24 protein-coding genes are annotated in these 26569 nt (G+C 72.3%); 12 read left to right on the forward strand and 12 right to left on the reverse strand.

The window, feature by feature from the left end; translation table 11 throughout:
* Window positions 1-18: 18 nt before the first annotated feature.
* The gene (locus OG562_RS38870; RefSeq protein WP_266406379.1) at window positions 19-1455 is read right to left on the reverse strand and encodes a lipase maturation factor family protein; all 1437 of its coding nucleotides are present in this window, start codon (window positions 1453-1455) and stop codon (window positions 19-21) included.
* A gap of 97 nt (window positions 1456-1552) precedes the next feature.
* On the opposite strand from OG562_RS38870, the gene OG562_RS38875 reads away from it, so the two are divergent.
* Window positions 1553-3640, forward strand: coding sequence for a SpoIIE family protein phosphatase (locus OG562_RS38875; protein WP_266406380.1), 2088 nt, complete (start codon window positions 1553-1555; stop codon window positions 3638-3640).
* Window positions 3641-3681: 41 nt separating this feature from the next.
* Entirely contained in the window at window positions 3682-4545 is an 864-nt protein-coding gene (locus tag OG562_RS38880) for an Fpg/Nei family DNA glycosylase (protein WP_266406381.1), read from the forward strand.
* Between the two features lie 5 nt (window positions 4546-4550).
* Here OG562_RS38880 and OG562_RS38885 read toward each other — a convergent pair whose 3' ends face one another.
* Window positions 4551-6764, reverse strand: a complete 2214-nt coding sequence (locus OG562_RS38885) for a caspase family protein (RefSeq protein WP_266406382.1) — start codon at window positions 6762-6764, stop codon at window positions 4551-4553.
* Window positions 6765-6767: 3 nt separating this feature from the next.
* Entirely contained in the window at window positions 6768-7163 is a 396-nt protein-coding gene (locus OG562_RS38890) for a hypothetical protein (RefSeq protein ID WP_266406383.1), read from the reverse strand.
* 263 nt (window positions 7164-7426) lie between these two features.
* On the opposite strand from OG562_RS38890, the gene OG562_RS38895 reads away from it, so the two are divergent.
* Complete coding sequence (locus tag OG562_RS38895) at window positions 7427-8347, forward strand: endonuclease/exonuclease/phosphatase family protein (RefSeq protein ID WP_266406385.1); 921 nt, start codon at window positions 7427-7429, stop codon at window positions 8345-8347.
* Window positions 8348-8365: 18 nt separating this feature from the next.
* On the opposite strand, the gene OG562_RS38900 is transcribed toward OG562_RS38895, so the two are convergent.
* The 3 genes from OG562_RS38900 to OG562_RS38910 form a co-directional block, all read right to left on the reverse strand.
* Window positions 8366-9028 carry a zf-HC2 domain-containing protein gene (locus OG562_RS38900; protein WP_266406386.1) on the reverse strand — a complete coding sequence of 221 codons (663 nt, stop codon included), beginning with the start codon at window positions 9026-9028 and terminating at the stop codon, window positions 8366-8368.
* Between the two features lie 141 nt (window positions 9029-9169).
* Window positions 9170-9682 carry a hypothetical protein gene (locus OG562_RS38905; RefSeq protein ID WP_266406388.1) on the reverse strand — a complete coding sequence of 171 codons (513 nt, stop codon included), beginning with the start codon at window positions 9680-9682 and terminating at the stop codon, window positions 9170-9172.
* A gap of 135 nt (window positions 9683-9817) precedes the next feature.
* Window positions 9818-10366: a sigma-70 family RNA polymerase sigma factor gene (locus OG562_RS38910; RefSeq protein WP_266406390.1), complete on the reverse strand. Its 549-nt coding sequence runs from the start codon at window positions 10364-10366 to the stop codon at window positions 9818-9820.
* Between the two features lie 222 nt (window positions 10367-10588).
* Here OG562_RS38910 and OG562_RS38915 point away from each other — a divergent pair, with 222 nt between their 5' ends.
* Entirely contained in the window at window positions 10589-11737 is a 1149-nt protein-coding gene (locus tag OG562_RS38915) for a CapA family protein (RefSeq protein WP_266409765.1), read from the forward strand.
* Window positions 11738-11778: 41 nt separating this feature from the next.
* Here OG562_RS38915 and OG562_RS38920 read toward each other — a convergent pair whose 3' ends face one another.
* On the reverse strand, window positions 11779-12252 hold the full coding sequence (locus tag OG562_RS38920; RefSeq protein WP_266406391.1) for a MarR family winged helix-turn-helix transcriptional regulator: 474 nt from the start codon (window positions 12250-12252) through the stop codon (window positions 11779-11781).
* Between the two features lie 72 nt (window positions 12253-12324).
* Between OG562_RS38920 and OG562_RS38925 the strand changes: the two genes are divergently transcribed.
* Entirely contained in the window at window positions 12325-13143 is an 819-nt protein-coding gene (locus tag OG562_RS38925) for an alpha/beta fold hydrolase (protein ID WP_266406392.1), read from the forward strand.
* A gap of 42 nt (window positions 13144-13185) precedes the next feature.
* Here OG562_RS38925 and OG562_RS38930 read toward each other — a convergent pair whose 3' ends face one another.
* Complete coding sequence (locus OG562_RS38930; RefSeq protein WP_266406393.1) at window positions 13186-13671, reverse strand: universal stress protein; 486 nt, start codon at window positions 13669-13671, stop codon at window positions 13186-13188.
* 89 nt (window positions 13672-13760) lie between these two features.
* Between OG562_RS38930 and lysX the strand changes: the two genes are divergently transcribed.
* Complete coding sequence (gene lysX, locus OG562_RS38935; RefSeq protein ID WP_266406394.1) at window positions 13761-17159, forward strand: bifunctional lysylphosphatidylglycerol synthetase/lysine--tRNA ligase LysX; 3399 nt, start codon at window positions 13761-13763, stop codon at window positions 17157-17159.
* Between the two features lie 124 nt (window positions 17160-17283).
* Window positions 17284-18126, forward strand: a complete 843-nt coding sequence (locus OG562_RS38940; protein ID WP_266406396.1) for a polysaccharide deacetylase family protein — start codon at window positions 17284-17286, stop codon at window positions 18124-18126.
* 32 nt (window positions 18127-18158) lie between these two features.
* On the opposite strand, the gene OG562_RS38945 is transcribed toward OG562_RS38940, so the two are convergent.
* Window positions 18159-18830, reverse strand: a complete 672-nt coding sequence (locus tag OG562_RS38945) for a class F sortase (RefSeq protein ID WP_266406399.1) — start codon at window positions 18828-18830, stop codon at window positions 18159-18161.
* A gap of 376 nt (window positions 18831-19206) precedes the next feature.
* Between OG562_RS38945 and OG562_RS38950 the strand changes: the two genes are divergently transcribed.
* Window positions 19207-19713: a hypothetical protein gene (locus OG562_RS38950; protein ID WP_266406402.1), complete on the forward strand. Its 507-nt coding sequence runs from the start codon at window positions 19207-19209 to the stop codon at window positions 19711-19713.
* A 156-nt stretch (window positions 19714-19869) separates the two neighbouring features.
* On the opposite strand, the gene OG562_RS38955 is transcribed toward OG562_RS38950, so the two are convergent.
* From OG562_RS38955 to OG562_RS38965, 3 genes are all read right to left on the reverse strand, one after another.
* The gene (locus tag OG562_RS38955) at window positions 19870-20412 is read right to left on the reverse strand and encodes a hypothetical protein (protein WP_266406404.1); all 543 of its coding nucleotides are present in this window, start codon (window positions 20410-20412) and stop codon (window positions 19870-19872) included.
* Between the two features lie 201 nt (window positions 20413-20613).
* Entirely contained in the window at window positions 20614-21378 is a 765-nt protein-coding gene (locus OG562_RS38960) for a DUF4239 domain-containing protein (protein ID WP_266406406.1), read from the reverse strand.
* A 21-nt stretch (window positions 21379-21399) separates the two neighbouring features.
* Window positions 21400-21528 (reverse strand): hypothetical protein, encoded by a 129-nt coding sequence (locus OG562_RS38965; protein WP_266406408.1) that lies wholly within the window; start codon window positions 21526-21528, stop codon window positions 21400-21402.
* A 28-nt stretch (window positions 21529-21556) separates the two neighbouring features.
* Here OG562_RS38965 and OG562_RS38970 point away from each other — a divergent pair, with 28 nt between their 5' ends.
* The 4 genes from OG562_RS38970 (at window position 21557) to OG562_RS38985 (ending at window position 26552) form a co-directional block, all read left to right on the forward strand.
* Entirely contained in the window at window positions 21557-21901 is a 345-nt protein-coding gene (locus tag OG562_RS38970) for a hypothetical protein (protein ID WP_266406409.1), read from the forward strand.
* A 424-nt stretch (window positions 21902-22325) separates the two neighbouring features.
* A complete protein-coding gene (locus OG562_RS38975) occupies window positions 22326-23282 on the forward strand; it encodes an SCO0930 family lipoprotein (RefSeq protein WP_266406411.1) in 957 nt (318 codons plus the stop codon).
* 325 nt (window positions 23283-23607) lie between these two features.
* Window positions 23608-24420: an SAM-dependent methyltransferase gene (locus OG562_RS38980; RefSeq protein ID WP_266406412.1), complete on the forward strand. Its 813-nt coding sequence runs from the start codon at window positions 23608-23610 to the stop codon at window positions 24418-24420.
* The gene (locus tag OG562_RS38985; protein WP_266406414.1) at window positions 24417-26552 is read left to right on the forward strand and encodes a bifunctional diguanylate cyclase/phosphodiesterase; all 2136 of its coding nucleotides are present in this window, start codon (window positions 24417-24419) and stop codon (window positions 26550-26552) included. The genes OG562_RS38980 and OG562_RS38985 overlap by 4 nt, the downstream gene beginning before the upstream one ends.
* Window positions 26553-26569: the final 17 nt, after the last annotated feature.

Raw genomic sequence — 26569 nt, forward strand, 5'->3', positions numbered from 1 at the left:
CGTTTTCGTCCTCGGCGCCTACGGCCTCTGAGCCGCCCCCGCCAGCCGGGTCGGCGGCAGATACTCCCGCACGTACGTCCGCTCCCAGCACGCGCCCGTCTCCCGCAGCTCCCGCCAGGTCGTGAACCGGTAGCGGAAGAGACGGGCGCGGACGTAGCGGGGCGGAGCGTCGGCGGGGAACGGAGAGCGGCGCAGCAGCCTCAGCGTGTCGCGGTCGTTCTCCAGCAGCCGTTCCACCAGGGCCCCGAACCACGGCTCGGCGTACGCGGGGGAGAGCGCCGCGAACCACATCATCCAGTCCAGCCGCAGATGGTAGGGGGCGAACTGGCGTGGCCAGCGCCGCGGATCGCCGGGCTTGCCCCGGAACTCGTACTCCCGCCAGTCGGACTCCTCGCGCGGCACGTCGTCGAGCGTGCCCTCGACCACCACCTCGTAGCGGATCCGGCTCACGCTGCCGAACGCGCCGTAGGTGTTGACCAGATGGAGCGGGTCGAAGGAGCGGTTCATGACCTGGCGGCGGGAGAGCATGTTGCGCACCGGGCGGTGGCTGAGGAAGAGCAGGAGCGCGGCCGCGGCGAGGACCACCGCCTCGAACCACGGCGGGGCGTCCGCGGCGGACCGGTGGCCGGCGGGCAGGCCGAGGGCGGGCAGGTCGAGCGCGGACAGGGCCAGCACGACGGTGATCCAGTTCAGCCAGGAGAAGTTGCCCGACAGCACCAGCCACAGCTGGGTCAGGATCATCAGCGAGGCGGCCGCCGTCGCGATCGGCTGCGGGGTGAACAGCAGGAACGGCACGACGAGTTGGGTGAGGTGGTTGGCGGCGACCTCCACCCGGTGCAGCGGCTTCGGCAGACGGTGGAAGAACCAGCTCAGCGGGCCGGGCATCGGCTGCGTCTCGTGGTGGTGGTCCAGACAGGTCAGCTTCCGCCAGCAGGGATCGCCCCGCATCTTGATCAGACCCGCGCCGAACTCCACCCGGAACAGGATCCAGCGCACCAGGAACAGCACCACGACCGGCGGGGCCACCTCGTCGTTGCCGAGGAACACCGCGAGGAAGCCGGTCTCCAGCAGCAGGGACTCCCAGCCGAACGCGTACCAGGTCTGACCGACGTTGACGATCGACAGATACAGCGCCCACGGCGCCAGCCACGCCGCCATGGCCGCCCCCAGCGGCAGCAGACCGTCCAGCCCCGCCAGCAGCGCCGCCGACACCGCGCAGCCCGTCCATGCGCAGAGCGCGAACAGACGGTCGGAGTAGCGGAGTTGGAACAGGCTCGGGGCCCGCCGGAACGGCGCCTGTGCGACGAAGCGCGGCACCGGCAGCATCCCGCGCTCGCCGAGCAGCGCCCGGAACTGCAGGGCGGCCGTCAGGAAGGCGACCAGGTACACCCCGGCCAGCGCCCGCTGGAAGACCAGCCGGCTCAGCCCGTACCCGGGCGCGGTGAACCAGTCCACTCTCCCTATTCTTACTCCCGTCACGCTCCGTGCCCGGTTTCTCCGGTCGACGGTTTCTCCGGTCGAAGAATCGGACAAAGGCTGTCAAAGTGGCCCCATGGCTGAACGGGGAGCGAGCGCCCTGTCCCTCCCGGACGACTGGCCCGCCCACCCGGATCCGATCCTGGTGCTCAACCGCATGGGCGGCTTCGACTGGGACCTGGACACCGGGCTGTTCCACATGGACGCCCGAGCGCACGAGATCTTCGATCTGCGCCCCGAGGAGTACGACGGCGACCCCCGGACCCTCTCCGTGCGGGTCCCGCAGGCCGAGGCCATCCGGCTGGACGCCCTGGTCGCGCAGGCCATCAAGGACGGCAGCGAGAACTACGGCGCCTACTTCCGCATGCGGCTGCGCGGGGGCACCCTGCGCTGGACCCACACCCAGGGCTACATCCGGCGCGACGCGACCGGCCGCCCCCGCCGGATCATCGGCATCGTCCGCGACGCCACCGAGGAGCTCGACGACCTCGCCGCCCGCCGCACCGAGGCCGCCCTCGACGACGCCCGGCGCGAGCAGACCAGCGTCGTGCAGCTCACCACGGCCGCCCTGGCGCACGCCCGTACCGTGCAGGACGTCATCGACGTCCTGAAGGACACCCACGGCCTCACCCATCTGGGCGCGACCAGCCTCGTCATGGGCCTGGTCGAGGCCGGCCGCATCCGGCTGATCGCCGAGGGGCCCGAGGGCAGCTTCGTGCCCGGCACCCTGGTCACCGGGATCGACGAGCCGTACCCGATGAGCGAGGTCGTGCGCACCCTCACCCCCCGCTTCATCGAGTCGCCGGAGGAGTTCGCCGGCGGCTACCCCATGCTGTGGCCGCACATCACCGACCTGAAGATCACCTCCGCGGCCTATCTGCCGCTGATCGTGCAGGCCCGTCCGATCGGCGCGATGGGCCTGCTCTACAGCGACCGGCGCGGCTTCACCCCCGAGGAGCGCAACATCCTCGTCGCCCTCGGCAGCAGCATCGCGCAGAGCCTGCAGCGGGCCATGTTCTACGAGCAGGAGAAGGACATCGCCGAGGGCCTCCAGCAGGCCATGCTGCCCCGCACCATCCCCAGCGTGCCCGGCGCCGACGTCGCCGTCCGCTACCGCGCCGCCACCATCGGCGGCACCCACGGCCGGGACATCGGCGGCGACTGGTACGACCTCATCCCGCTGCCCGGCGGCCGTGTCGGCGCCGTCATCGGGGACGTCCAGGGCCACGACACGCACGCCGCCGCCGTCATGGGCCAGCTCCGCATCGTCCTGCGCGCCTACGCGGCCGAGGGCCACCCGCCGGCCACGGTGATGGCCCGGGCCTCCGTCTTCCTGCACGAGCTCGACACCGACCGCTTCGCCACCTGCCTGTACGCGGAGGCCGACCTGTCCACCGGCGTCGTCCAGGCCGTCCGCGCCGGGCACATCGACCCGCTGCTGCGCGCCCCCGACGGCGTCTGCCGGCGCGCCCCCGTGCCGGGCGGACTGCCGCTGGGCCTGTCCGCCGAGTTCGGCAGCCTCGACTACCCCGTCGGCACCATCGAGCTCGACCCCGGCCACACCCTGCTGCTGTGCACCGACGGCCTGGTCGAACAGCCCGGCGCCGACCTCGACGACGGCCTCGACGCCCTCACCGCCCTGATCGCCTCGGGCCCCGAGGACGTCCGCGAACTCGCCGACCTGCTGATCGACGTCGCCGAGGACCGCGGAGGGGACGACGACGTGGCGCTCCTGCTGCTGCGCCGGCGCGGCCCGGACACCGCGCAGGCCGGGGGCCGGCTCCAGCAGCATGTAGCGCCGGGTGACCCGGAGGCCCTCGCCGAGGCCCGGCACATGACCGGCGCCGCCGTCCGCGCCTGGGGCCCGAGCGACCGGGCCGACGAGATCGAGCTGGTCGCCGACGAACTCATCACCAACGCCCTGATGCACACCGAGGGCGCCGCGATCGTCACCCTGCGGGTCCTCACCGGAACCGACCGCCGGCTGCGCGTCGAGGTCGAGGACTCCTCCAGCGCCCTGCCGCGCCGCCGCGAGGCGGGGGAGTCGGGCGTGTCCGGGCGGGGCCTGCTCCTGGTCGACCTGCTCGCGGACGGGTGGGGCGTGGAGGCGCGGGGCGGCGGCAAGTGCGTGTGGTGCGAGTTCCTGGTCCCCGAGGAGGCCTGACACCGCGAGGCGCTGTCCGCCCCGGATGGCACCCTGGACGTATGCCGGAACTTCCTGAGGTCGAAGCGCTCAAGGACTTCCTGACCGAGCGTCTCGTCGGCCACGAGATCGTCCGCGTCCTGCCGGTCGCGATCAGCGTCCTGAAGACGTACGACCCTCCCGTCACCGCGGTCGAGGGCCACCGGGTCGGCGCGGTGCACCGGCACGGCAAGTTCCTCGACCTGGAGACCGGCGACGGCCTCCACCTCGTCACCCACCTGGCCCGCGCGGGCTGGCTGCACTGGAAGGACCGTCTCCCCGATGGCCCGCCCCGCCCCGGCAAGGGCCCCCTTGCCCTGCGGGTCGCCCTGGAGACGGGCGAGGGCTTCGACCTCACCGAGGCCGGCACCCAGAAGCGCCTCGCGGTGTACGTGGTCCGCGACCCGCACGACGTCCCCGGGGTGGCCCGCCTCGGCCCCGACCCGCTCGCCGCCGACTTCGACGAGCCCCGCCTCGCCGCACTCCTCGCGGGCGAACGGCGGCAGCTCAAGGGCGCCCTGCGCGACCAGAGCCTCCTCGCCGGCGTCGGCAACGCCTACAGCGACGAGATCCTGCACGCGGCCCGGATGTCCCCCTTCAAACTCGCCGCCACCCTGACCCCGGACGAGACCCACACCCTCTACACGGCCCTGCGCACGACGCTCACCGAGGCGGTGGAACGCTCCCGCGGCCTGGCCGCCGGCCGACTGAAGGCCGAGAAGAAGAGCGGTCTGCGCGTCCACGGCCGCACCGGCGAACCCTGCCCGGTCTGCGGCGACACCGTCCGCGAGGTCTCCTTCAGCGACTCCTCGCTGCAGTACTGCCCCACCTGCCAGACGGGCGGCAAGCCGCTCGCGGACCGCAGGATGTCCCGCCTGCTGAAGTGAGGGGCTCACCAGATGCTGTTGGTGATGGGGTACGCGATGGCCATCAGCGCCCCCAGGACCAGTGCGGGAATCGCCAGGAGCCTCGCCGCCCAGACGAGCGATCTCGTGCTGCTCGCCGTGGACCCCGGGTAGAGGCGGGGGCGCGTCTGGAGGTCGTGCCGGGCGAGCGTGCACAGCAGAAGGGCCACCGCCGCCGTGATCAGGGCGATGGAGAGGGAGGTGAGCGCGCCGGTGTCGCGGACGTGCTGCCCGAGGTCGCCCTTCATGTCGCGCAGCCGCTGTGCGGCCTCCCTGGCCATCCAGGCGGCCCGGGCGACGGTGCCGACCGAGGTGACGGCGAGCGCCAGCCCGGCCGCCGCGAGCACCGGCGCACGCCGCGACCCCGGCGGCGGGGGACGGCTCCGGGGGCCGTCGGAAGGCCCGTGCGAGGGCTCGGGGGAGGGTCTGGGGGAGGAGGACCGCAGCGACGCGGGCGCGGGCCTGGTCGGCGCCGCCGGCCGAGGCGGTGACGCCCGACGGACCGGCGGGGCGGGCAACCGCGTCCGGACCTGGGCCCTGCCGTCGCTCTGCCGACGTCCGACGACCTGCCCGCGGCCACCGCCTCCCCGAGGGTCGGACGACAGCGCGGCCGGCCGCTTCTCGGCGGGCCGCGGCCGGGGCGGCGGGGGCGGGGGCGAGGCGACGGGTGAAGGCGAGGGCGCGGGCGCGGGCGGGCGGGCGGGCGAAGGAGACAGCGGTGTGTGGGGCAACGGCGAGGGCGAGGGCGAGGGCGAGGGCGGAGGCAAGGGGGACGGGGAAGGGGACTGGGACGGGGAAGGGGACTGGGACGGGGAAGGGGACTGGGACGGGGGTGTGGGCGTCGGCCGCGAGGGCGGCGGCGGGGCCTTGCGGACGGGCGACGGCGGGGCCGACGGCGGGGCCTCGTGGACGGGCGACGGCGGGGCCTCGTGGACGGGCGTCGGCACCACCTCCGCGTCGACGCGCAGCACCGCCTCCCCCACGAGCCCCTTCAGCAGGATCTCGCCGCTCAGCCGCCCCGGCGTGGAGGTGTCGATGCTGACGTCGAGTCCCTCCTCGGACTCCGCGGTCCTCAGCCAGTCGCCGGCCGGCGGAGTGGGGTGCGGGGTGCAACGGCGGGCCAGGGGCGGGCCGAGCAGATGGACGGGCCGGTGCGGCGCGTCCGAGTCCTGCGGCACCCGCCCGAAGTCCAGCCCGACCGGGTCGGGCCGGAACCCCGCGTCGGCCAGGGCCCGCTGGGCCTCGTCGGCGACCACCCGGATGTCGTTCTGCACGATGTCCTTCAGGGCGTTGTGCGCTCCCAGGGCCTTGGGCAGGTCCGTGCTCTCCAGGCAGGCGCGCAGCTCCGCCACGGCCCCCAGCCTGGTGTAGAAGTTGCTCGCCTCCAGGGCCCGGCGCAGGGCCGGCGGGATCGGCCGGGCAACCACACGCGGGCGGCGGCTGTGCGCCAGATACATGTCGCCCTGCATGTCGACGGTCCGGCCCGGGGTCTGGTTGGGGTTCTCCTGCCGTACGTGGTCGAAGACGTACTCGTACAGCTCGTCCAGGGAGACCTCGCCGTCCGCGTCGAGGTCGGCCTCGCCGGTGGTCAGGCCCTCGACGACGGCGTGGGTGAACACCGACGGCCGCGGCGCCGACCCCTCGGCGAGTTGGGCGCCCTCGAAGGCGTACTCCATGGAGTTGGAGGCGGTGATCACGGCCCACCCCCGGCCGCCGCCGGCCTTCGCCCCGGTGAACGAGTCGAGGACGTGCACGTCCCCGGTGGCGCGCACCGAGGACGAACCCCGGGAGAAGGCCCCGCCGTAGCAGCAGTCGAGGAACAGCACGGCGCGCCGGGCCCGGGTGCGGAACATGCAGTGGCGGACGAACTGGGCCGAGACCGCCGTAGCCTCCAGCAGCCGGGGCTCGGTGTCGCGGCCGGCGAAATACAGGGATCCGGATTCGCTTTTCAGGCCGTGGCAGGAGAAGTGCAGTATCAATGTGTCGTCGCGCCGGCCCTCCGAGAAGAAACGCTCGATGCCCCGCCGAATCGCGTCGACCGGTTCGTTTCTCAACACTTCCACGTCGAAATCGCCGACCTCGGGATCTCCCAGGACTTCCGCGAGGGAGACCGCGTCCTGGGCCGGCGCCCGCAGTTGTTTGAGGCCCTGGTCGTCATAGCGGTCATTGGCGATGATCAGCGCGTGCCGGGTCTGGTCCATGGCTCATGTCCCGACCGTGGAATGGCGGCTGACGAACAGGTCGAATGCCTCCGACACCTGCTGCGTGCTCGCCTCGGATATCTCCAGCACGTCGTCGTCCAACGTCAGCCGCAGCGAGGGCGGCGAGGGGCGGGCACCCCGGCAGCGGTCGCGCCAGTCCCGGATCGCGTTCAGGACCTGGTTCAGCGCGGTCGCGGAGCCGCCCAGGCTCACCAGCAGGGCTCCGATGGTGGTGACGTCCACGGCCCGGGCGCCGGGCGGGGGCGCCGCACCCGGAACGGACGTGACGTCGTCCACGTCGAGTTGCAGCAGTTCCTCGCGCAGATAGCCGGCCAGTTCCGTGATGTCCTCGGCGTCCGCGCCCTCCTCGGTCAGGAGGATTCGCAAGGTCTTCTCCACCGGGTCAGCCCCTTTTCGGTCGTACGCTCAGGGGCGGCGCAGAGTCGGACCGTCGATGGCTCCACGTCTTCACCTACCAGTTTCCGACGTTCGCCGCACGGCCGCAAATCACGCGCGATCGGGATATCGAATTGCGCGTTCAACTTCTTCGACTTGCGGATTCAACTTCTTCGACTTGCGGACTCGATGCGGTGGAAAGACGCTGGAATCACCGCTCGGGGAATTTCATCGGAAACCGATTCACTCGCCCCGGTGGAGGGGCCATGTCCAGTACCGTACGCCTGGCCACGTTCAACTGTGAGAACCTCTTCGCGCGTTGGCGCTTCAGAGCCGACGTCGACCCGACCGAGGCCAACACCCGAGGGTGGGTCGTCGACCAGACCAAGTTCGAGGAACTCGGCGTCGAGAGCAAGGCCATCACCGGTGCGGCGGTCCGCGACCTCGACGCACAGATCGTCGCGCTGCAGGAAGTCGAGAACGTCGACACGCTCAAGCACTTCCGCACCCAGTTCCTCGGCGGGAACGGCACGTTCCCGTACGTCGCCGGCGTGGACGGCAACGACCCGCGACTCATCGACGTCGCCGTGCTCTCCAAGCTGCCGATCACGCACATCCGTTCGTACCAGCACCTCAGGGATCCGGAGGAGCCGACGAAGCAGCTCTTCTCCCGGGACTGCCTGGAAGTCGACGTGCGGGTGTCGGACGCCACGACGATCACGCTCTTCGTGCAGCACTTCAAGTCCATGATGGGCGGTCGCGAGCAGACGCACGGAAAGCGGGCGCGCCAGGCCGCCAGGGTCATGGAGATCGTCGCCGAGCGCTTCGGCGACCGGCCCGCCGACCAGCCCTTCGTCGTCCTCGGGGACTTCAACGACTACCTGGACGAGGCCACCTCGATCGAGGACCTGGTCCACTGGGACCAGGTCGAGAACGTGGTGGAGCGGCTGCCCGAGGACGAGCAGTGGACGCACTACTTCGCCCGCGAGGACGAGTACAAGCAGCTGGACTACCTGCTGCCCTCGACCTCGCTCGCCGCTCGGATCCAGAACCCGCCGGCGATCTTCCGCAAGGGCACGCCCCTGCGGGCGACGCGCTACAAGGGCGAGCGCTATGCGGGGATCGGCCTGGACCGGCCCAAGGCGTCCGACCACTGCCCGCTGTACGTCGACGTCGAAGTGACCTGAACTCACTTCGGGCCGGCCTCAGCTGGGCTGCAGCGTCACCAGGTGCTCGCCGTCCGCCGTGCGCACCTCGTAGCGGGCGATCTCGTCGGAGTGCATGGCCGCGCCGCCGTGCATCGTGTTGGGGCGGGCGTCGTGCTCGGGGACGGTCCAGCTGGTGACGGTCTGCTCGGTGCCGTCGCGGCCGACGACGACCAGGCGGCAGGAGCGGGGGCCCGCCCCGTCCTTGACCTTGAGCTCCAGGTCGCTGCCCCAGGCCGTGTCCTCGGTCGTCACCTGGGCCCACACGCCCGACTTCTCGTCGGTCGCGGTGACCCGTACGGCGGCCTCGTCACCGCTGCCGCCGCCGCCCGCCATCATCATCAGCGCGGGACCGGCCACGGCGACCACCACGGAGGCGGCCAGGGCGAACATCACGCGCCTGCGGGCGGCCCGGTGCCGGGCGGCCACCTCGCCGAGCAGCCGGTCCAGCAGCCGGGGCCCCGGCCCCGCGAAGGGGTGCACGGTGCGCGGGGTGGCGCGTCGATAGAGCATCATCTGTCGTGCGGTGGGGCCGAACTCGGTGACCTGCGCCGCGCATTGAGGACACTCCATGAGGTGGTCCTCGAAGCGGAAGGCCTCCGCCTCGTCCAGCACGCCCAGCGCGTACGCGCCGACGTCGCGATGCCTCTCCAGGGACCTCATGCCGAAACCTCGTGCCGTTGAGTGCCAGTGGGGTTACTCCTTGCTCCCACCGGTACGGACCAGGCACCCGAATCACTCAAGTCACGTACCGAATCGTGACCCAGATGTTCGGAGCGGGCGGCCCCGCGGATTGGTGCGAATCTAAAAAAGATGAATCGCCAGGTGGCCGAGGGGCAGACCCAGCTGCCAGGCGGGCGTCCAGACCTTCGGGCCCTCGTCCTCGCCGACCGGCGCGCCGCCCGGGACCGCGTTGAGATCGGGGGCGAGCAGCTCGGTCTCCTCCAGCCAGCGCCAGGCCGCCGCGGCCAGCTCCAGATCGGGTGCGGGCCCCTCCGACTCGGCGGCCTCGGCCGTCAACTGATCCATACGTTCGCCGACCCAGTTCTGCCACGGCTGGTCGTACGCCGTGAGCGAAAGCCACGTCTCCAGCTGAGTGACGACCCGGATCCCGGGCAGTTCCCCGTCGGTGTCGGACAGGAAGATGGTCAGCGCCAGCGCATCGCGCCCGGCGCGGAACTCGAAGGACGTCGGCGGCATCAGATCGCCGGTCCGCAGCAGTTCGTCGGCGATGTACTCGGCGTACAACCAGGCCATGGGGACGGTCAGTTCACCGCCGCCGGTGCCGTCCGTGCTCTGGTGACCTCTGTGCAGCATCCCTTCCTGCCTTCCTCCGGTGCGTGCGCATCACCCGTCGCCGGGCCCCTGTGCGGAACACGGATAAGGACACCCGATTACTCAAAGGGGGTCCTCGGCAAGGCGCTTTACGGAGGCTTGACCCGACTGTGTGTTTCAGCCCAGGTCGGCCGCGTATCCGGGAAGCACCCGGCGCAGGGCGCGCAGCGCGTAGTACGCGCGGGACTTCACGGTACCGGGCGGGATTCCGAGGGCCTGCGCGGCCTCCGCCACACTCGCCCCCTGGAAATACACCAGCACCAGGACTTCACGGTGCTCCGGCGTGAGCGTCTTCACAGCCTCGCGCACATCGAGGGTCGCGGCCGCCCGTTCGGCGTGGTCCGCGCAGACCGGCGCGTTCTCCAGCACCGCGTCCCCGACCTCCGCGGGACGCGCCTGCCGGGCCCGTCGCGCGTCGATCGCGAGCCGCCTGCCGACGGTGAGCAGCCAGGGGCGTACGGAGTCGAAGGCGTCGGCGCGCAGCGCCTCGGGATGCTGCCAGGCGCGCACCAGGGTCTCCTGGACGAGGTCCTCGGCGCGCTGGCGGTCGCCGTCGCACAGCCTCAGCAGCAGCGCGAAGAGCGGCCGCCCGTGCTCGCGCTGCAGCGCGGCGAGCTCGTGCTCGGCGGTCGTCGTCCTGGCGGCAAGGGCGGTTCCGGCGGTCATGGGCGTATGGCACCGCAGTGCGCCGGTTCGGGACAGGGTGCGCACACGGGTCTGCGGCGGACGGTCGATCGCGTCGACGAACGGTCCGACGAACGGTCCTGGGCTAGGCCGATCGCGCGCATCGCACGCCCCGACGGGAGCGCCGTGGGCGTGCGCTCCGGCGCATGGGTTAGGAGTGGGGCGTGAGTAAATACGACAATCCCTGTGAAGTGGGGTGATCCGGTGCTCGCGCGCAGACATCAGGTGGCCCTGGCCCTGACGGCGCTCCTCGCCGCGGCCGCCGCCTGCCAGGCCGAGGACCACCAGCGGACCGAGCCCGGGCGTCCGGCGCCCTCGGCAGCCCGCGGCTTCACGCTCGTGGCCTCCGGCGACGTCCTCCCGCACACCTCCGTCGTCGACCGGGCGCGCTTCGACGCGGGCGGCGTCGGCTACGACTTCCGCCCCATGCTCGAGGGCGTCAAGCCGTTCGTCTCCCGCGCGGACCTGGCCCTGTGTCACTTGGCGGCCGTGTACGGCGCGAACGGCGACTACACCGGCTACCCCGTCATCAAGGCGCCGCCCGAGATCGCCGAGGCCCTCGCCGCCACCGGCTACGACGGCTGCTCCACGGCCTCCCCCCACAGCCTCGACGACGGCGCCGCCGGAGTGCAGCGCACCCTCGACGTCCTCGACGGCGCGGGCGTACGGCACGCGGGGACCGCCCGCACCGAGGCCGAGGCCAACTCGGTCACGCTGCTGCGCGCGGGCCCGGCGAAGGTCGCCCACCTCGCCTACACCTACGACACCAACGGCTATCTGCTGCCGCAGGGCGCGCCCTGGACCGTCAACCTCGTCGACGAGAACCGGATCCTCGCCGACGCCAAGGCCGCCCGGAAGGCGGGCGCCGACGTGGTCGTCGTCTCCGTGCACGGGGGCGCCGGGTGGCAGGACGCACCGGACGAGCGCCGGCTCGCCCTGGCCCGCACCCTCACCGCCTCCCGCACGGACGGCCGCCCCGACGTCGACCTCGTCCTCGGCGCCGGTGCGCACGTCCCCCAGGCGTACGAGAAGGTCAACGGCGTCTGGGTCGTCTACGGCCTGGGCGACCAGATCGCCGGCGAGACGGTCAACCTGCAGGGCGTGCGGGATCCGCGCGGCAGTCAGTCCACCGTCGCCCGCTTCACCTTCGCCCCGCCCGCCCGGCCCGGCGGCCGCTGGGAGGTGCGCAAGGCCGAGTTCGTGCCGCAGATGTTCGACCTCGACGCCGGCCGGGTGGTCGACCTCGGCAAGGCGCTCGCGCAGGGCGCCGGCGTGGCGGGCGTGCGCGACCGGATCAGGGACGTCGTCCTGAGCCGGGGCGCGGCGAAGGAGGGGCTGGTGATGGGGGACTAGCGGACCCGGGACTCAGGGATGCGGGGACTCGGGGGTGCGGGTCAGTCGACGTCGACGTGGTCGAACGTCTTCAGCATCTCCGTCAGCACCCGCACGCACGCCCGTACCTCCGCGTCGGTGAGGTCGCCGCCGACCTGGCGGTTCAGGGTGTGCTCGCGGCCCAGGACGGTGGCGATGAGGCTCCGGCCCTCCTCGGTGATCCGGATCAGCGACGAGCGCTGGTGCGCGGGATTGGGGACGATCTCCACCCACCCGTGCGCCGCCGCCTCGTTGACCATGCGCTGCACGAACTGCCGGCTCAGGGCCTGGATGCGGCTCATCTGCGGAACCGTCATGTCCCCCTGCTTGCGCAGCAGGTCCAGCACGGAACGCACGCCGACGGAGGCTCCCTCGACCGGTTCCCCCTGCTCCACCTTGCGCAGGGCGCGCCGGTAGAGCGGGCCGACCAGGTCGAAGACGTCGGTGAGACGGTGGCCGAGTTCGTCGGGAGGGAGGGGCCTGTCGGTGTCGTTCACCGGGCCATCATGGCACCCCGAATGATGACACCTTGGTTGCCAAATTCCTCTCGAGATGACACCTTGGTTGTCATGACTGCTGCTTCGGAACTGAAGTACTTCACCTCGGCCGACGGCGACCTCGCCTACCGCGAGGCCGGTGCCGGGGACCTCGTGGTCCTCGTACACCCCGGATACGTCGACCACCGGATCTTCGACGACCAGATACCGGCCCTCGTCTCCGCCGGACACCGGGTGATCGCCCCCGACGTGCGCGGCCACGGCTTCTCCGCCAACGCGAGCGGGCCGTTCCGCTGGGCCGACGACCTCGGCGCGCTGCTGCGTCACCTGGACGCGGGACCCGCCGTCCTCGTCGGGGTGTGCATGGGCGCGGCCGTCGTCACCGACACCGTCATCGAACACCCCGAGCTGGCCCGCGCCGTGGTCGTCGCCGGGGGCGGCACCAGCGCGTTCGAGCACACCGACCCGTGGACGCGGGAGCGCGCGGCGGAGTCGGCCCGGCTGCTGGCCGCCGGCGACGTCGCCGGCTGGGTCGAGACCTTCGCCAAGAACGTGGCCGGACCGCACCGCTCCGTCGCCCAGGTCGACCCGGACGCCGTGCGCCGGATGCGGGAGATGGCGGCGCACACCGTCGCCAAGCACACCGTCGGAGAGGCGAACTGGTACGTGCCGCTCGACGACCCCTGGAGCCGGGTGCCGAAGATCGACGTGCCCGTCCTCGCCGTCCACGGCGCGCTCGACGCGGACGACGGCATCGCCATGGCCGAACGGTTCGCCCAGGCCGTGCCCGACGGCCGCTCCGTGACGATCGAGGACGTCGGGCACTTCCCGAACCTGGAACGGCCCGACGCCTTCAACACGGCGCTGCTCGACTTCCTGCGCGGCCTCTGACGGCCTGCGGGGCCGGTGACGGCCCACGGGGCCTCTGCCGGCCTACGGCACCACCGTCACCGGCCACCGACCCGCCTTCACCAGCCGCACCGCGACCGAGCCGACGATCCGGTGCCCGGCCTGCTCGGAGGCGCCCACCACCACCGCGTCGGCCTTGAGTTCGTCGGCCGCCTTCGCCAGACCGCCGTACGGGTCGCCGCGGAAGGTGTGGAACTCCCAGCGCACGTCGAATATCCCCCGGTTCTGCTCGGTGGCCGCCCGGATCTGCGCGACGAGGTCCTCGGCGATCGCGTCGGTCGTCTCCGCGACCGGCGCCCCGAGGGCCGCGCCCGCCGCCAGCGGCGGCTGCACGTACACCACGGCGAGCAGCGCGTGCTGGCGCCGGGCCAGCCCGCCGGCGTAGGCAGCGGCCCGCAGCGACGGCGCCGAGCCGTCCACGCCGACCAGGATGACCTTGGGTCCGTCCGTGCCCCGCTCGAAGCGGTGGGAGGGCTCCCGCGAGGGCTGTTGCGCGTGCTGTTCCGTCACGGCCCGAGGCTATCGGAAGCCCCTGGTCCGCCCGTGGCGCGGGCGCGCTCGACGGGCGGCGCGGCCCGGGTGTTCCTACAGTCGAAGCCATGAGCGCCACCGTGGAGGCCGCCCCGGCCAAGGACACCCCGGGCCCGTCACGGCCGCCCGGCGGCCGCTTCCTCAGCCGGGTGCCCGAGGGCTTCGCGACCTTCTTCGGCGCCCTCGGCCTGCTCTGCGTCCTGCTGGCGCTGGTCCCGCCCCTGCGCCGGGTGCTGCGCCCGGTCGTGCGCTTCCTGGACCTCCTCATCGTCCCGGTCAGCGCGAACCTCGCCTACGCCGTCTTCCTCTTCCTCCTCGCCGCCGCCACCGCCGCCCGCAAGAAGATCGCCTGGTGGCTGGTCGTCGTCTACCTGGGCCTGCTCGTCCTCACCGACGTCCTCGGCGTGGCCCTCGGCCTCTACGCGCAGTCGCTGCCCTCGCTGGTGGTGTGCACGCTCGCCCTGGTCCTGCTGGTCGTCGCCCGCAGGGAGTTCTACGCCGCCTCCCGGCGCGGAGCGGCCCGGCGCGCCCTCGTCGTACTGCTCCTCGGGCTCGGCGTGGCGATCCTCGCCGGCTGGGGGCTGGTCGAGCTGTTCCCCGGCACCCTGCCGGAGAGCCAGCGCCTGGGCTGGGCCGCCAACCGGGTCCTGGGCGGTCTGGTCTCCCCTCGCTCCTTCGACGGCCGTCCACCGCGCGCCCTGTTCTTCCTCCTCGGCCTCTTCGGCGCCCTCGCCCTCCTCAACGCGGCCGCCGCCCTCTTCCGCTCCCAGCGCATGGAAGCGGCCCTGCACGGCGACGAGGAACCCCGCATCCGCGCCCTGCTGAAGGCCTACGGCGACCAGGACTCCCTCGGCTACTTCGCCACCCGGCGCGACAAGGCCGTCGTCTTCTCGCCCAGCGGCAAGGCCGCCGTCACCTACCGCGTCGAGGCCGGCGTCTGTCTGGCCAGCGGCGACCCCGTGGGCGACCGAGAGGCCTGGCCGCACGCCATCGCCGCCTGGCTCGACGCCGCCCGCCGCCACGCCTGGGCGCCCGCCGTGATGGGCGCCTCCGAGGACGGGGCGAAGGCCTTCGCCCGCGCGGGACTCGGCGCCCTGCAACTCGGCGACGAGGCGATCCTGCACGTCGCCTCCTTCGACCTCGCCGGCCGCGACATGCGCGTCGCCCGGCAGGCCGTCAACCGCGTCCGCCGCACCGGCGCGAACTGCCGTATCCGCCGCCACTCCACCCTCGCCGACCAGGAGATGGAGGAGGTCGTCGACCGCGCCGACGCCTGGCGCGACACCGAGACCGAACGCGGCTTCTCCATGGCCCTGGACCGCCTCGGCGACCCCTCCGACGGCGACTGCCTCCTCGTCGAGGCCCTGGACGAGGACGGCCGGCTCCTCGCCCTGCTGTCCTTCGTCCCCTGGGGCGGCGACGGCATCTCCCTGGACCTGATGCGCCGGGACCGCGAAGCCCCCAACGGCGTCGTGGAGTTCATGGTCGCCGACCTGTGCGCCGCCGCCCCGAAGCTCGGCGTGCACCGGATCTCCCTGAACTTCGCCGTCTTCCGCTCCGCCTTCGAGGAGGGCGCCCGCATCGGCGCAGGACCGGTCCTGCGCCTGTGGCGTCGGCTGCTGCTGTTCTTCTCCAAGTGGTGGCAGCTGGAGGCCCTGTACCGCTCCAACGCCAAGTACCGCCCCGAGTGGTACCCCCGCTTCCTCTGCTACGGCGACGCCGGATCCCTCGCCCGGGTCGGACTGGCCTCCGGCATCGCCGAGGGCCTCGTCTCCGTGCCCTCCCTGCGCAAGCTCTGGGGCAAGCGGCGGCCCAAGGGCGGGCCCCGGCCCGCCACCACCGAAGGCCTGCCGTCCCTGACGGCGCTCGGCCTCGACGGAGGGGACGAGGCCGGGGACACCGGTCCGGACGCGGGCCTGCCCGAACAGGTCCGCGTCCGACGCCGCAAGCTCGACCGACTGCGCGCCGACGGCGCCGACCCCTACCCGGTGGGCGTCCCGGCCCGCACCCACGCCCTCGCCGAGATCCGCCCCGGCGAGAGGGTCGCCGTCGCCGGCCGCATCATGCGGGTCCGCGACTTCGGCGGCATCGTCTTCGTCACCCTGCGCGACTGGTCCGGCGACCACCAACTCGCCCTGACCCGCGACGGCTTCGGCGACGAACCCGCCCTCGGTGGCGGTGGCGGTGGCGGTGGCGGTGGCGGTGGCGGCGGCGGTGGCGGTGGCGGTGGCGTCGGCCCCGAGCCCGCCGTGAGGCGTGAAGCCGGCCTGGGTCGGGCGAACCTCGACCGCTTCCGTGCCGACACCGACATCGGCGATCACCTCACCGCCACCGGCACGGCCGGCGCCAGCGACCGGGGCGAGCCCACCGTCTTCGTCGGCTCCTGGCAGCTCACCGCCAAGTGCCTGCGCCCGCTGCCCGACAAGCGCCGGGGGCTGACCGACCCCGAGGCCAAGGTCCGCATGCGCTACCTCGACCTCGTCGCGAGCCCCGCCGCCCGGGACGTCGTGCGCGCCCGCTCCACCGCCGTACAGGCGCTGCGCCAGGGCCTGTTGGCGCGCGGCTACCTCGAGGTCGAGACCCCGATGCTCCAGCGGATCCACGGCGGCGCCAACGCCCGCCCCTTCACCACCCACATCAACGCCTACGACCTCGACCTCTATCTGCGGATCGCCCCCGAGCTGTATCTGAAGCGGCTGTGCGTGGGCGGCCTGGAGAAGGTCTTCGAGATGGGCCGCACCTTCCGCAACGAGGGCGTCTCCTACAAGCACAACCCCGAGTTCACGATGCTGGAGGCCTACCAGGCGTACGCCGACTACGACGTGATGCTCGACCTGGCCCGCGAGCTGATCCAGGGCGCCGCCACCGCCGCCTTCGGCTCGCCCGTCGCCCGCAAGGACGGCCTGGAGCACGACATCTCGGGGCGCTGGCCGGTGAAGACGGTCTACGGCGCGCTCTCCGAGGCGCTGGGCGAGGAGGTCGACGCCGACACCCGCCTGCCGGTCCTGCACCGGCACTGCGACCGCGCCGGCGTCCCCTACACCGCCGACGACGGCCGCGGCGACGTCGTCCTGGAGATGTACGAGCGTCTCGTCGAGGAGAAGACCGAACTCCCCACCTTTTACAAGGACTTCCCCACCGACGTCTCCCCGCTCACCCGCCGGCACCGCATCGACCCGCGGCTCGCCGAACGCTGGGACCTCGTCGCCTTCGGCACCGAACTCGGCACGGCCTACTCGGAGTTGAACGACCCGGTGGAGCAGCGCCGCCGACTGACCGAGCAGTCCCTGCTGGCCGCCGGAGGAGATCCGGAGGCGATGGAGCTCGACGAGGACTTCCTCGACGCCCTGGAGTACGCCATGCCCCCGACCGGCGGGCTCGGCATCGGCGTCGACCGCCTGGTCATGTTCCTCACCGGCCTGACGATCCGCGAGACCCTGCCCTTCCCCCTGGTACGCCACCGCTGACGGGCCCCGGGCCGCCCGCCCGTCACACCGGTGCCGGAGCGTTACTGGGCCGGGCGGGTGGAATCGTGCCGCCGGGGCGGTGTTGCTGGGGTGCGTCGAGGGCGTGGCGGGCGACTCATACTTCATGAAGAAGGATCAGTTGTTCACGCGGCGCCGCGCGTTGCTCGCCGGCGCCGCCGCCGTCGGGGCGGCCGGCACGGCCGGGCTGTTCGCGTGGGACGCGGCGGAGAAGCCGGCCGCCAGGGCCGCCGCCCCGGCCGCGGGCGCCCCGGCCCGCAGCCTCCCGCTGAAGCCCTCCGCCTACCGCCTCCGGCCGCTGACCGGTTACGGCCCCCCGCGCACCGCGCCAGGCCGCCTCCCGGTGCGTCGCGAACCGCTGCTGCAGATGTCCGGCCGCGGCCGCACCATGGTGCTGACCTTCGACGACGGCCCCGACCCCCGCTACACCCCCGGCATCCTCGACACCCTCGCCGAGTACGACGTCAGCGCGATGTTCTTCGTGTGCGGGGAGATGGCCGTCGACAACCAGGACCTGCTGGGCCGGATGGCCGACGAGGGGCACATCGTCGGCAACCACACCTGGTCCCACCCCCTGCTCACGACGCTCACCCGCCGTCAGATCCGCTCCCAGATGACCCGCACCAGCGACGTCATCGAGAACGGGTACGGCGAACGGCCCCGCTGGTTCCGCGCCCCCTACGGCGCCTGGAACCGCGCCGCCTTCCAGCTCGGCGCGGAGATGGACATGGAGCCGCTGGCCTGGACGGTCGACACCCTCGACTGGACCACACCCGGCGCCGGCGCCATCGTCGACCGGGTCGAGAACGGCGCCGCCCCCGGCGTCGTGGTGCTCTCGCACGACGCCGGGGGCGACCGCTCCCAGAGCGTGCGCGCACTGCGCCGCTACCTGCCGCAACTGCTCGACTCCGGCTACCACATCACCGTCCCCCGGCGGCGGAACACCTGACCCGCATCCCCGCCCGCCCGGTCGGTGACCGCTCAGCGGACCTCGACCAGGCGGGCGAAGGCGACCACGTTCCCGTCGTATCCGCTCCCCTTGGAGAAACCGCCGCCGCAGGTGATGACCCGCAGTTCCGGGGAGCCCTTGGAGGCGTAGACGCGGTCGCCGGGGAAGTTGTTCTTCTCGAAGACCTCGATTCCGTAGACCTCGAAGACCGCCGTCTTTCCGTCCAGCCGCGCCACGTCGACGCGGTTTCCCTTTTTCAGGGCCCCGAGTCCGTAGAACACGGCGGGGCCCTGTTTGTTGTCGACATGGCCGACGACGACCGCCGTTCCCTTTTCCCCGGGCGAGACCGCGCCCGTGAACCAGCCGGCCAGATTCGGGTCCTCCGGCGGCGGCGCGCCCACCCAGCCGTCCGCGTCCAGTCCGACCGGCATGACCGGAGCGTCGACCCGGATGGCGGGAATCCGGACCCGGGACGCCACCGAGTACGGCAGCGGATCCGGCGCCCGGCCGAAGACGCCCTGACCGGTGCGGCTGTCCGCGGCCGCCGCCGACGCGGGCTGCGGCGGCCCGATGTCGAACTCCCCCGAGCCGTTCCGGATGAGCGCGAGCCCGGTCAGCAGAACAAGCGCTATCACGCCCCAAGGAGCGCGCTTCTTCTGCCGCTCCTCCTCATCCGCCACCTCGGACAGCTCGTACGCAGACATTCGCCATCCCCTTTCGACACGGCCGTCGCCGCGTCCTTTCGCGCATACGAGAACGCTAAGTCCCGCACGGAAAACCGGCGACGGGGCAGCGGCGAACGGGTGGCAAACCCACCGATCGGTCGCCACTCGATCGCCGTTCGGTCGCCGTTCGTCGGCTTTCGGTGCGCCATCCGAGTCGACACGGAAAGTAATTTTCTGACGGTCCGTGACCTGCGGCGATATCCCCTTGTACGCATTCAGCTCGGCGTGTCCGCTCACCAGGACGGACCATTCCCGAAATGCGGGCGCGTGCACGGCATCTGAGGGTCTTTTTGGGAGGTGTTCTCTCGCCGACAGACCGGGGACGGGCCCCGGGGCGCCTTCCGCGGAGGATCACATGCACACCACTCGCTTCCTGGCGGTCTCTGCGGCATCCGCCGCCGCGGTCGCCGCCCTCTCGCTCGCCGCCCCCGCGGCCGTGGCACGGGACGGCATGGGCGTCAGCCCGAGCAACATCGTCGTCCTGCCCAGCGTCATCGCCCGCGGCGGCCAGATCACGGTCACCGTCGACGGCTGCCCCGGCGGCGGCACCATGACCTCGAGCGCCTTCCGGCAGGCCACGCTGACGCCGATCAACGGCGCCAACCAGACCTCGAAGGGCACCGCGACCATCGACGACAACGCCCGCCCCGGCTCGTACGACATCACGGTCAACTGCAACGGGCGGACCCTGACCCGGCCGGCCGCCTTCACCGTCCTCGGCGGCGTCCGCGGCGGACTCGGCGGCGGCAGCACCACGGGCGCCACGCCGACCGACATGGCCATCGGCGGCGGGCTGGTCACCGCGGCCCTGGTGGGCGGCGGCGTGTTCTGGATGCGCCGCCGCGCGGAACGCCGTATCTGAGCACGGTCCCCTCGCGGCATCCGATCGCGGCATCCGAGCACCGTCCCTTCGCGGCGCCGCATGTGGACAAGGGCTTCGCCCCGGACCTTCGAGGTCCGGGGCGAAGCCCTTGTCGCAGAGGCGTCGGCCGACGCCCACCGACGCCCACCGACGCCGTCAGGCGCCGTCCTCGCCGCTGCGGCGTCGCGAGAAGTGGTACGCGGCCCCCACCGAGGCCGCGATGAGCGCCGCGCCGAGCCCGATCTCCTTGAGGTCGAACCCGCCGAGGCTGCTGCCGCCCTCGCCCGCGTGCACGCCCCGGGGGACCGGATAGGGGGCCGGGGTCGGGCCGGCGCCGCGGCCGCTCGCGATGGTCAGGTCCTTGATCGCGCTGAGACCGCCGCAGCTGAACGTCACCCGGTACGCCGCGGAGACCTTCGCGTCCCAGTCGACCGTGGTCACCGCCGACGACGACCCGCCGGGGATGGTGACCGTGTCGAACACCCCCGACGTGACCCGCACGGAGCTGCGGCAGCCACTGGCGCTGCGGTCCACCTGGAGGGTGATCTGCCCGCCCGCCGCGATGGTGGCGGGCAGCACGGTGTAGCCGTTGGACATGACGTAGTGGCCGTCGTCGTCGCTCGCGACGGCGGCCGGTGCGGAGAAGGCCAGGGCGGTGACGCCGAGCAGTGCGGCCGAAGCGACGCGTATCGCGCGCATGGTGGATCCTCCGGTCCCCGAGGAGCAGCTGCGGACCTGTTCCGCTCGCGCCAGAAATGCACCTCGATGACCGAAACGCTAAGAACATGTGTGCGCCCCCGCGAACGCTGTCGCGCGAATGGGGCAAGGGTGTGGGCCGCTCAGGGGACGCCGTTCCCGCGACCGGGGGACGGCGACCGCGTGGCGGCCCGTGACGCGGGGTCAGCCCTTGACGCCCGGGAACAGGTTCAGGAAGGGCTCGGCGGACGCGGTGATGCCCCGGCTGTAGGGCGAGTCGAAGTCCCAGATGAGGAAGAGCAGGAAGGCGATCAGGGCGGAGAACAGCCCGGCCAGGACCAGTTCCCTGGGCGTGCGCCGGATCTGCAGCGCGAACACCATGCCGATGGTGATGGCGGCTCCGGCGATGAGGCCGAACCACACCACCCCCGGCATGGTCGCCCCGGTCGAGTCGGCGCGGGCGTTGCGCGCCTGGTCCGCGGCGGCCATCTGGTCCAGGAGCGGCTGGTAGGCCTGCGCCTGGAAGTCGGACGTCGGCTCGTAGTCGGTGACGTCCACCCGGACCCGGTGCAGGAGCTGGTCGCCCCGCTCGGTCACCCGGCCGTCGTCGGCCATCGTCTTCCACTCGGTGTTCACGACGTGTCCGACATAGGCGTTGACATCCGTCCGAATGCGGTCACGGACGTCGGCCGGGTACACCCTCACCCGCTCCGAGATCTCGTGCAGCGCCTGCGCCTCCGCCTGGACGTGGTCCTGCGCCACACTGCGCGCCTCCCACACGCCGGCGATGGCCAGGCCCAGCACGATGGCGTACACCACGCCGATCCACATCGTCATGTACTCGATGACGTCCGGGGTCTCGGAGGGGTCCTCGTCGTCGGGCGCCCTGCGGTGCCGTACGAGGGTGACGATGACCACCACCGCGCAGGCGGCGAGCATCGCGAGAGTGAGAACAAGCCATTCCGGCAAGAGAGGCCTCCTGAATCGGCACTAGCGCGGCCGCAGCGCGGCGACGGCGATCACCGCGGGCACAGTGATGAGCAGGACATAGGTGACCGGCGACTGACCGCCGCGCGGCTGCTGCCGGGGCGGCGAGGCGTGGTACGCCGGGTAGCTCACCGGCGTCGCGGAGGGGCTCGGCGTCGGCGTGGGCGTCGGTCTGGGGCGGGGCGCGGGAGTCGGGGTGGGGGTCGGCGTGGGCGTGGGGGTCGGCCGGGGGAGCACCGGCGCGGGCGGCGGCGGTGCGGGCGCCGGCGTCGGAGTCGGCCTTGGCGTCGGCTTCGGAGTGGGCGTGGGCTTGGGCGTCGGTGGAGGAGTCGGTCTCGGCGTCGGGGTGGGGGTGGGCGTCGGTTCGGGCGTGGGCTTCGGCGGGGGCGTCGGCGTCGGGCACACCGGAGGCTTCGGCGGTTTGGGCGGCTTCGAGGGCGTCGGCCAGGAACGGCTCCCCGCGACCGCCACCGCCTCCGTGCCGTCCGGGCCCGTCGAGGCGTAAGCGCACGCGTCGGCCACGGCCGCCCCGGCCGAAGCGGCCGCGAGGATCCAGGCCACGGTCACCAGGGCCAACGCCCGGGTGAGAAGGGCGGATCGGATCGGTTCGGGTCCATGCACGACGAGATCATGCGGTCTGCCGCCCCGGCGTACGCCCCCACCGGGCACGGATTGCCCCGAACGGGGGAAGTCCGCGCTTCGAGGTTTGGCGGACAGGAGTGTGCGCGTGCGCTCCGGGGACGTGTGTACGACGTCGCGCGGGCCGCTTCGGGCCGCTTCGGGCGGCCCGAAGCGGCCTCCGACACAGCCGGCAGAAAGATTTTTGTGCCGCGTTTGAACACAACGACCCTCGTCCTGCGTACCCAGTGCCGTGCGGCGGCGCAGCAGGGCGCTGCAACATCCTTAGAACTATCGGGGAGTTGTTGACGATGAAGACCTCCTGGCGGAGCGCCTCACTCGTGGCGAGTGCTGTGGCCGTTCTGGCGCTGACGACGGCGTGCGGTCAGGAAAGCGCCCCGTCGGCGTCCAGCCAGAACGTGGGCGCGACGGCTGCGGCCGGGGCCGGGGCCGGAAGCGTGGGCACCGTGGCCGGCGCGGTGGGCGCCGGGACGAGTGCTTCTCCCTCGGCCGCCGCGGCCGCCGGCGCCAAGGTCGCCGGTGAGCTGGCCATCTCCGCGAACGCGGAGCTCGGCAAGATCCTGACCGACTCCAACGGCATGACTCTCTACCGCTTCGACAAGGACACCGCCGAGCCGCCGAAGTCGAACTGCGACGGCGACTGCGCGACCGCCTGGCCGCCGGTGTCCGCCGACGACGTCTCCGCCAGCGACGGCATCGACAAGTCGCTGCTCGGCGAGGTCACCCGCACCGACGGCACCAAGCAGCTCACCGTCGCCGGCTGGCCCGCCTACTACTACGCCAAGGACGCCAACCCCGGTGACACCACCGGCCAGGGCGTGGGCAACACCTGGTTCGCACTGGCCCCCGACGGCAAGAAGGCCACGAGCGCCAGCGACCTGCCCGGGCTGTCCGTCCGCAAGGACCCCAACCTCGGTGACATCGTCGTCGACAAGAACGGCATGACGGTCTACCGCTTCCTCAAGGACGAGGCCTGGCCGAAGCCCGTGTCCGCCTGCACCGGCGCCTGCCTGGAGAAGTGGCCGGCGGTCGGCCCGGTCGAGGCGAACGACACCGAGGGCGTCGTGAAGAAGGGCCTGATGAGCTTCACCCGGCCCGACGGCGTCAAGCAGCAGACGGTCAACTGCTGGCCGATCTACACCTTCTCCGGTGACAAGAAGGCCGGGGACATCAACGGTCAGGGCGTCGGCGGCACCTGGTACGCCGTGGCCCCCGACGGAAAGCCGGTCGGCGCGCCCAAGCAGTAGCGATCACCTCCCCAGGGCTGATCCCCGCAGCTGCCCAGAAGGCGCTCGGCCCCCGGTCCGCCCCCTCCGCGCCGCACGGAGGGGGCGGACCTCTGTGCTGTGGCGCCCTCCGTCGTATGCGTAGACTTTCGCCGCCCTTCAGGCCGCTTCGGAGCTCTCCGGACGCTTAGGGTGCTTTTCGCAGGTCTTTCGGGGGAGTCAATTCGGCACGTGCCGCAGGCAGTGACCGGGAACGGACGGTCAATTTCCGTTTCCACTCGCCCCTTTGGCGGGCGATCAGTAGCCTCAGCTCGAACACCGGATCGCCTACGCCTTGGAGAGATACATGGAGCGTCCCGCCTGGGCCCCACGGAGCATCGACGTCTCGGTGCCCAGTGTCTCGCGGATCTACGACTACTACCTGGGCGGTTCGCACAACTTCGAGGTCGACCGGGAAGCGGCGCGCAGGGCCATGGAGTTCATGCCGGGACTTCCCAAGATCAGCCAGGCGAACCGGGCGTTCATGCGCCGCGCGGTGCGGTACGCGGTCGGCGAGGGCATCACCCAGTTCCTCGACATCGGCTCGGGCATCCCCACCTTCGGCAACGTCCACGAGGTGGCCCAGGCGGCCAGCCCCGGCGCGCACGTGGTCTACGTCGACCACGACCCGGTGGCCGTCGCGCACAGCCAGGCCGTGCTGGCCGGCCACGACACCGTGGACGTCGTGGCCGCCGATCTGCGCAAGCCGCGGGAGATCCTGAGCAGCCCGCAGGTGCAGCACCTCATCGACCCGGACCGGCCGGTGGCGCTGCTGCTCGTCGCCGTCCTGCACTTCGTGGAGGACGCGGACGAACCGTACGCGGCGGTGGCCGAGTTGAGGGACGCGCTCGCGCCCGGCAGTCTGCTCGTCCTCACCCATGCCTCGTACGAGGGAATCCCGCTGCCGCCGGAGCGGGCCGAGGGCGCGGTGGACGTGTACAAGGACATTCGCAACCCGCTGATCATGCGCTCGCGTGACAAGATCGCGCGGTTCTTCGAGGGGTACGACATGGTGGAACCGGGACTGGTGCCGATGCCGCACTGGCGGCCGGAGTCGGCGGCGGAGGACGAGGATCTGTACGCCTTCTCCGGGTTCGCCGGCGTGGGGCGTACGGCGTGATCGCGGAGCCGGACGGGCCGGAGGACAGACTGCGGCGGTTCGCGACGATCTGGAGCCGGGCCGTGTTCCCGGTGACCTCGACGTCGCTGACCCGGCCCGAGTTCGAGGAGCAACTGCTGCCGCTGGCACGGCGGTTGCGCGAGGCGCTGCTGGAGCGGGCCTTCGACGCCGACGCGGGCAAGGCGGTGGGCGCGGCCCTCGTCGAGGCGCACTGCACCGACCCCGAGGCGCTCAGCCGCGCCCTGGACTGCGTCGACGCCTATCTGGTGCTCTACTGCGGCGAGGACGGCCCGCAGGAGGACCTGCGCACCCGGGCCTCACGGCTGCAGCACGCCATGGCCGCCGGATACGCGCAGGCGCTGCGCGAGCGCACGCTCGCCGAGCAGGAGGCCATCGCCCAGGCCGCGTTGCGGGCCCAGGGCGTGGTGGCGCAGGCGCTGCACGCGAGCGAGGCCCGCTTCCGCGCGGTCTTCGAGGGGGCCGCGATAGGAATCAGCATCGCCGACCTCAAGGGCAACATCCTTCAGGTCAACGGGGCGTTGCTGCGGATGTTCGGCGGCGGCGAGCAGATCCTGCGGGGCCGCACCGTCCGCGAGTGGACGCACGCCGAGGACCCGCCGCAGGTCTGGCGGCTCTACGAGGAGCTGGTCAGCGGCGAACGCGAGCACTACCACACGGAGAAGGCGTTCTACCGCCCCGACGGAACGGTCCTGTGGACCAACTTGACGGTCTCCCTGCTGCGCGACGCCGACGGCGCCCCGCAGTACCAGCTGGCGCTGATGGAGGACACCACCGAGCGCCGGCTGCTCAACCTGCGGCTGCGCTACGAGGCCACCCACGACGCGCTCACCGGCCTGCCCAACCGGACCCTGTTCTTCGAACGGCTGGAGAAGGCGCTGGCCGCGGGACCGGGACAGCGCTTCGGCCTGTGCTATCTCGACCTGGACGGCTTCAAGACCATCAACGACAGCCTCGGACACGCGGCCGGCGACCGGCTGCTCGTCGAGGTCGCCGACCGGCTGCAGTCCTGCGCGACCGCGCCCGGCGAGATGGTCGCGCGCCTGGGCGGCGACGAGTTCGTGGCGCTGACCACCGGCCCCGACACCTGCCGTGAGGTCGACGAGCTCGCCGCGCGCATCATGAACGCGCTGGTCGCGCCGGTGCGCATCGACGGGCGGGAGCTGACCGTGCGCGGCAGCATCGGCATCGTCGAGGGGCCGACGGGGGAGCGCAGCGCGGCGGAGGTGCTGCGCAGCGCCGACATCACCATGTACCGGGCGAAGTCGGCGGGCGGCAACCGCTTCGAGCTCGCCGACGCGGAGGCCGACGCCCGCGCGATCACCCGCCACGGGCTGACCACGGCGTTGCCGGCCGCTCTGGAGCGGGGCGAGTTCTTCATCGAGTACCAGCCGCTGGTGCACCTCGGCGACGGCACGGTGCGCGGGGCCGAGGCCCTGGTGCGCTGGCTGCATCCGCAGCACGGCGTGCTCGGCCCCGACCGGTTCATCCCGCTCGCCGAGCACACCGGCCTGATCGTGCCGCTGGGGCGCTGGGTCCTGGAGGAGTCCGTCCGGCAGGCCGGGGAGTGGCGGGAGCGGGGCGGCGACGGACATCCCCTGCGCATCAACGTCAACCTCTCGCCGTGCCAGCTCACCCACCCCGGGCTGGTGCAGGACACCGTCGACATCCTGGAGCGCGCGGGCGTCGAGCCGCAGGCGCTGTGCCTGGAGGTCACCGAGTCGGCGTTGATCGGCGCCGACGACGACCTGCTCAAACCGCTGCGCAGGCTCGCCGAGATGGGCGTCGACATCGCCCTGGACGACTTCGGCACCGGCTACTCCAACCTCGCCAACCTGCGCCGGCTGCCGGTGAGCGTGCTGAAGCTGGACCGCTCCTTCACCCAGGGCATGCAGCAGTTCCCGGCCGACCCCGTCGACCTCAAGATCGTCGAGGGGATCGTCTCCCTCGCCCACAGCCTGGACCTCGCGGTCACGGTCGAGGGCGTGGAGACCGGGGCCCAGGCCGAGCAACTCCGCATACTGGGCTGCGACACGGCCCAGGGCTGGTACTACGCCCGCCCGGGCCCACCGGAGCGGTTGCACGAGCTGGTTCTGGCGGACGCGACGAGCTGAGGGCGACCCCGGCCGGC

It is taken from the genome of Streptomyces sp. NBC_01275, assembly GCF_026340655.1.
In the GTDB taxonomy this organism is placed as follows: Bacteria; Actinomycetota; Actinomycetes; order Streptomycetales; family Streptomycetaceae; genus Streptomyces.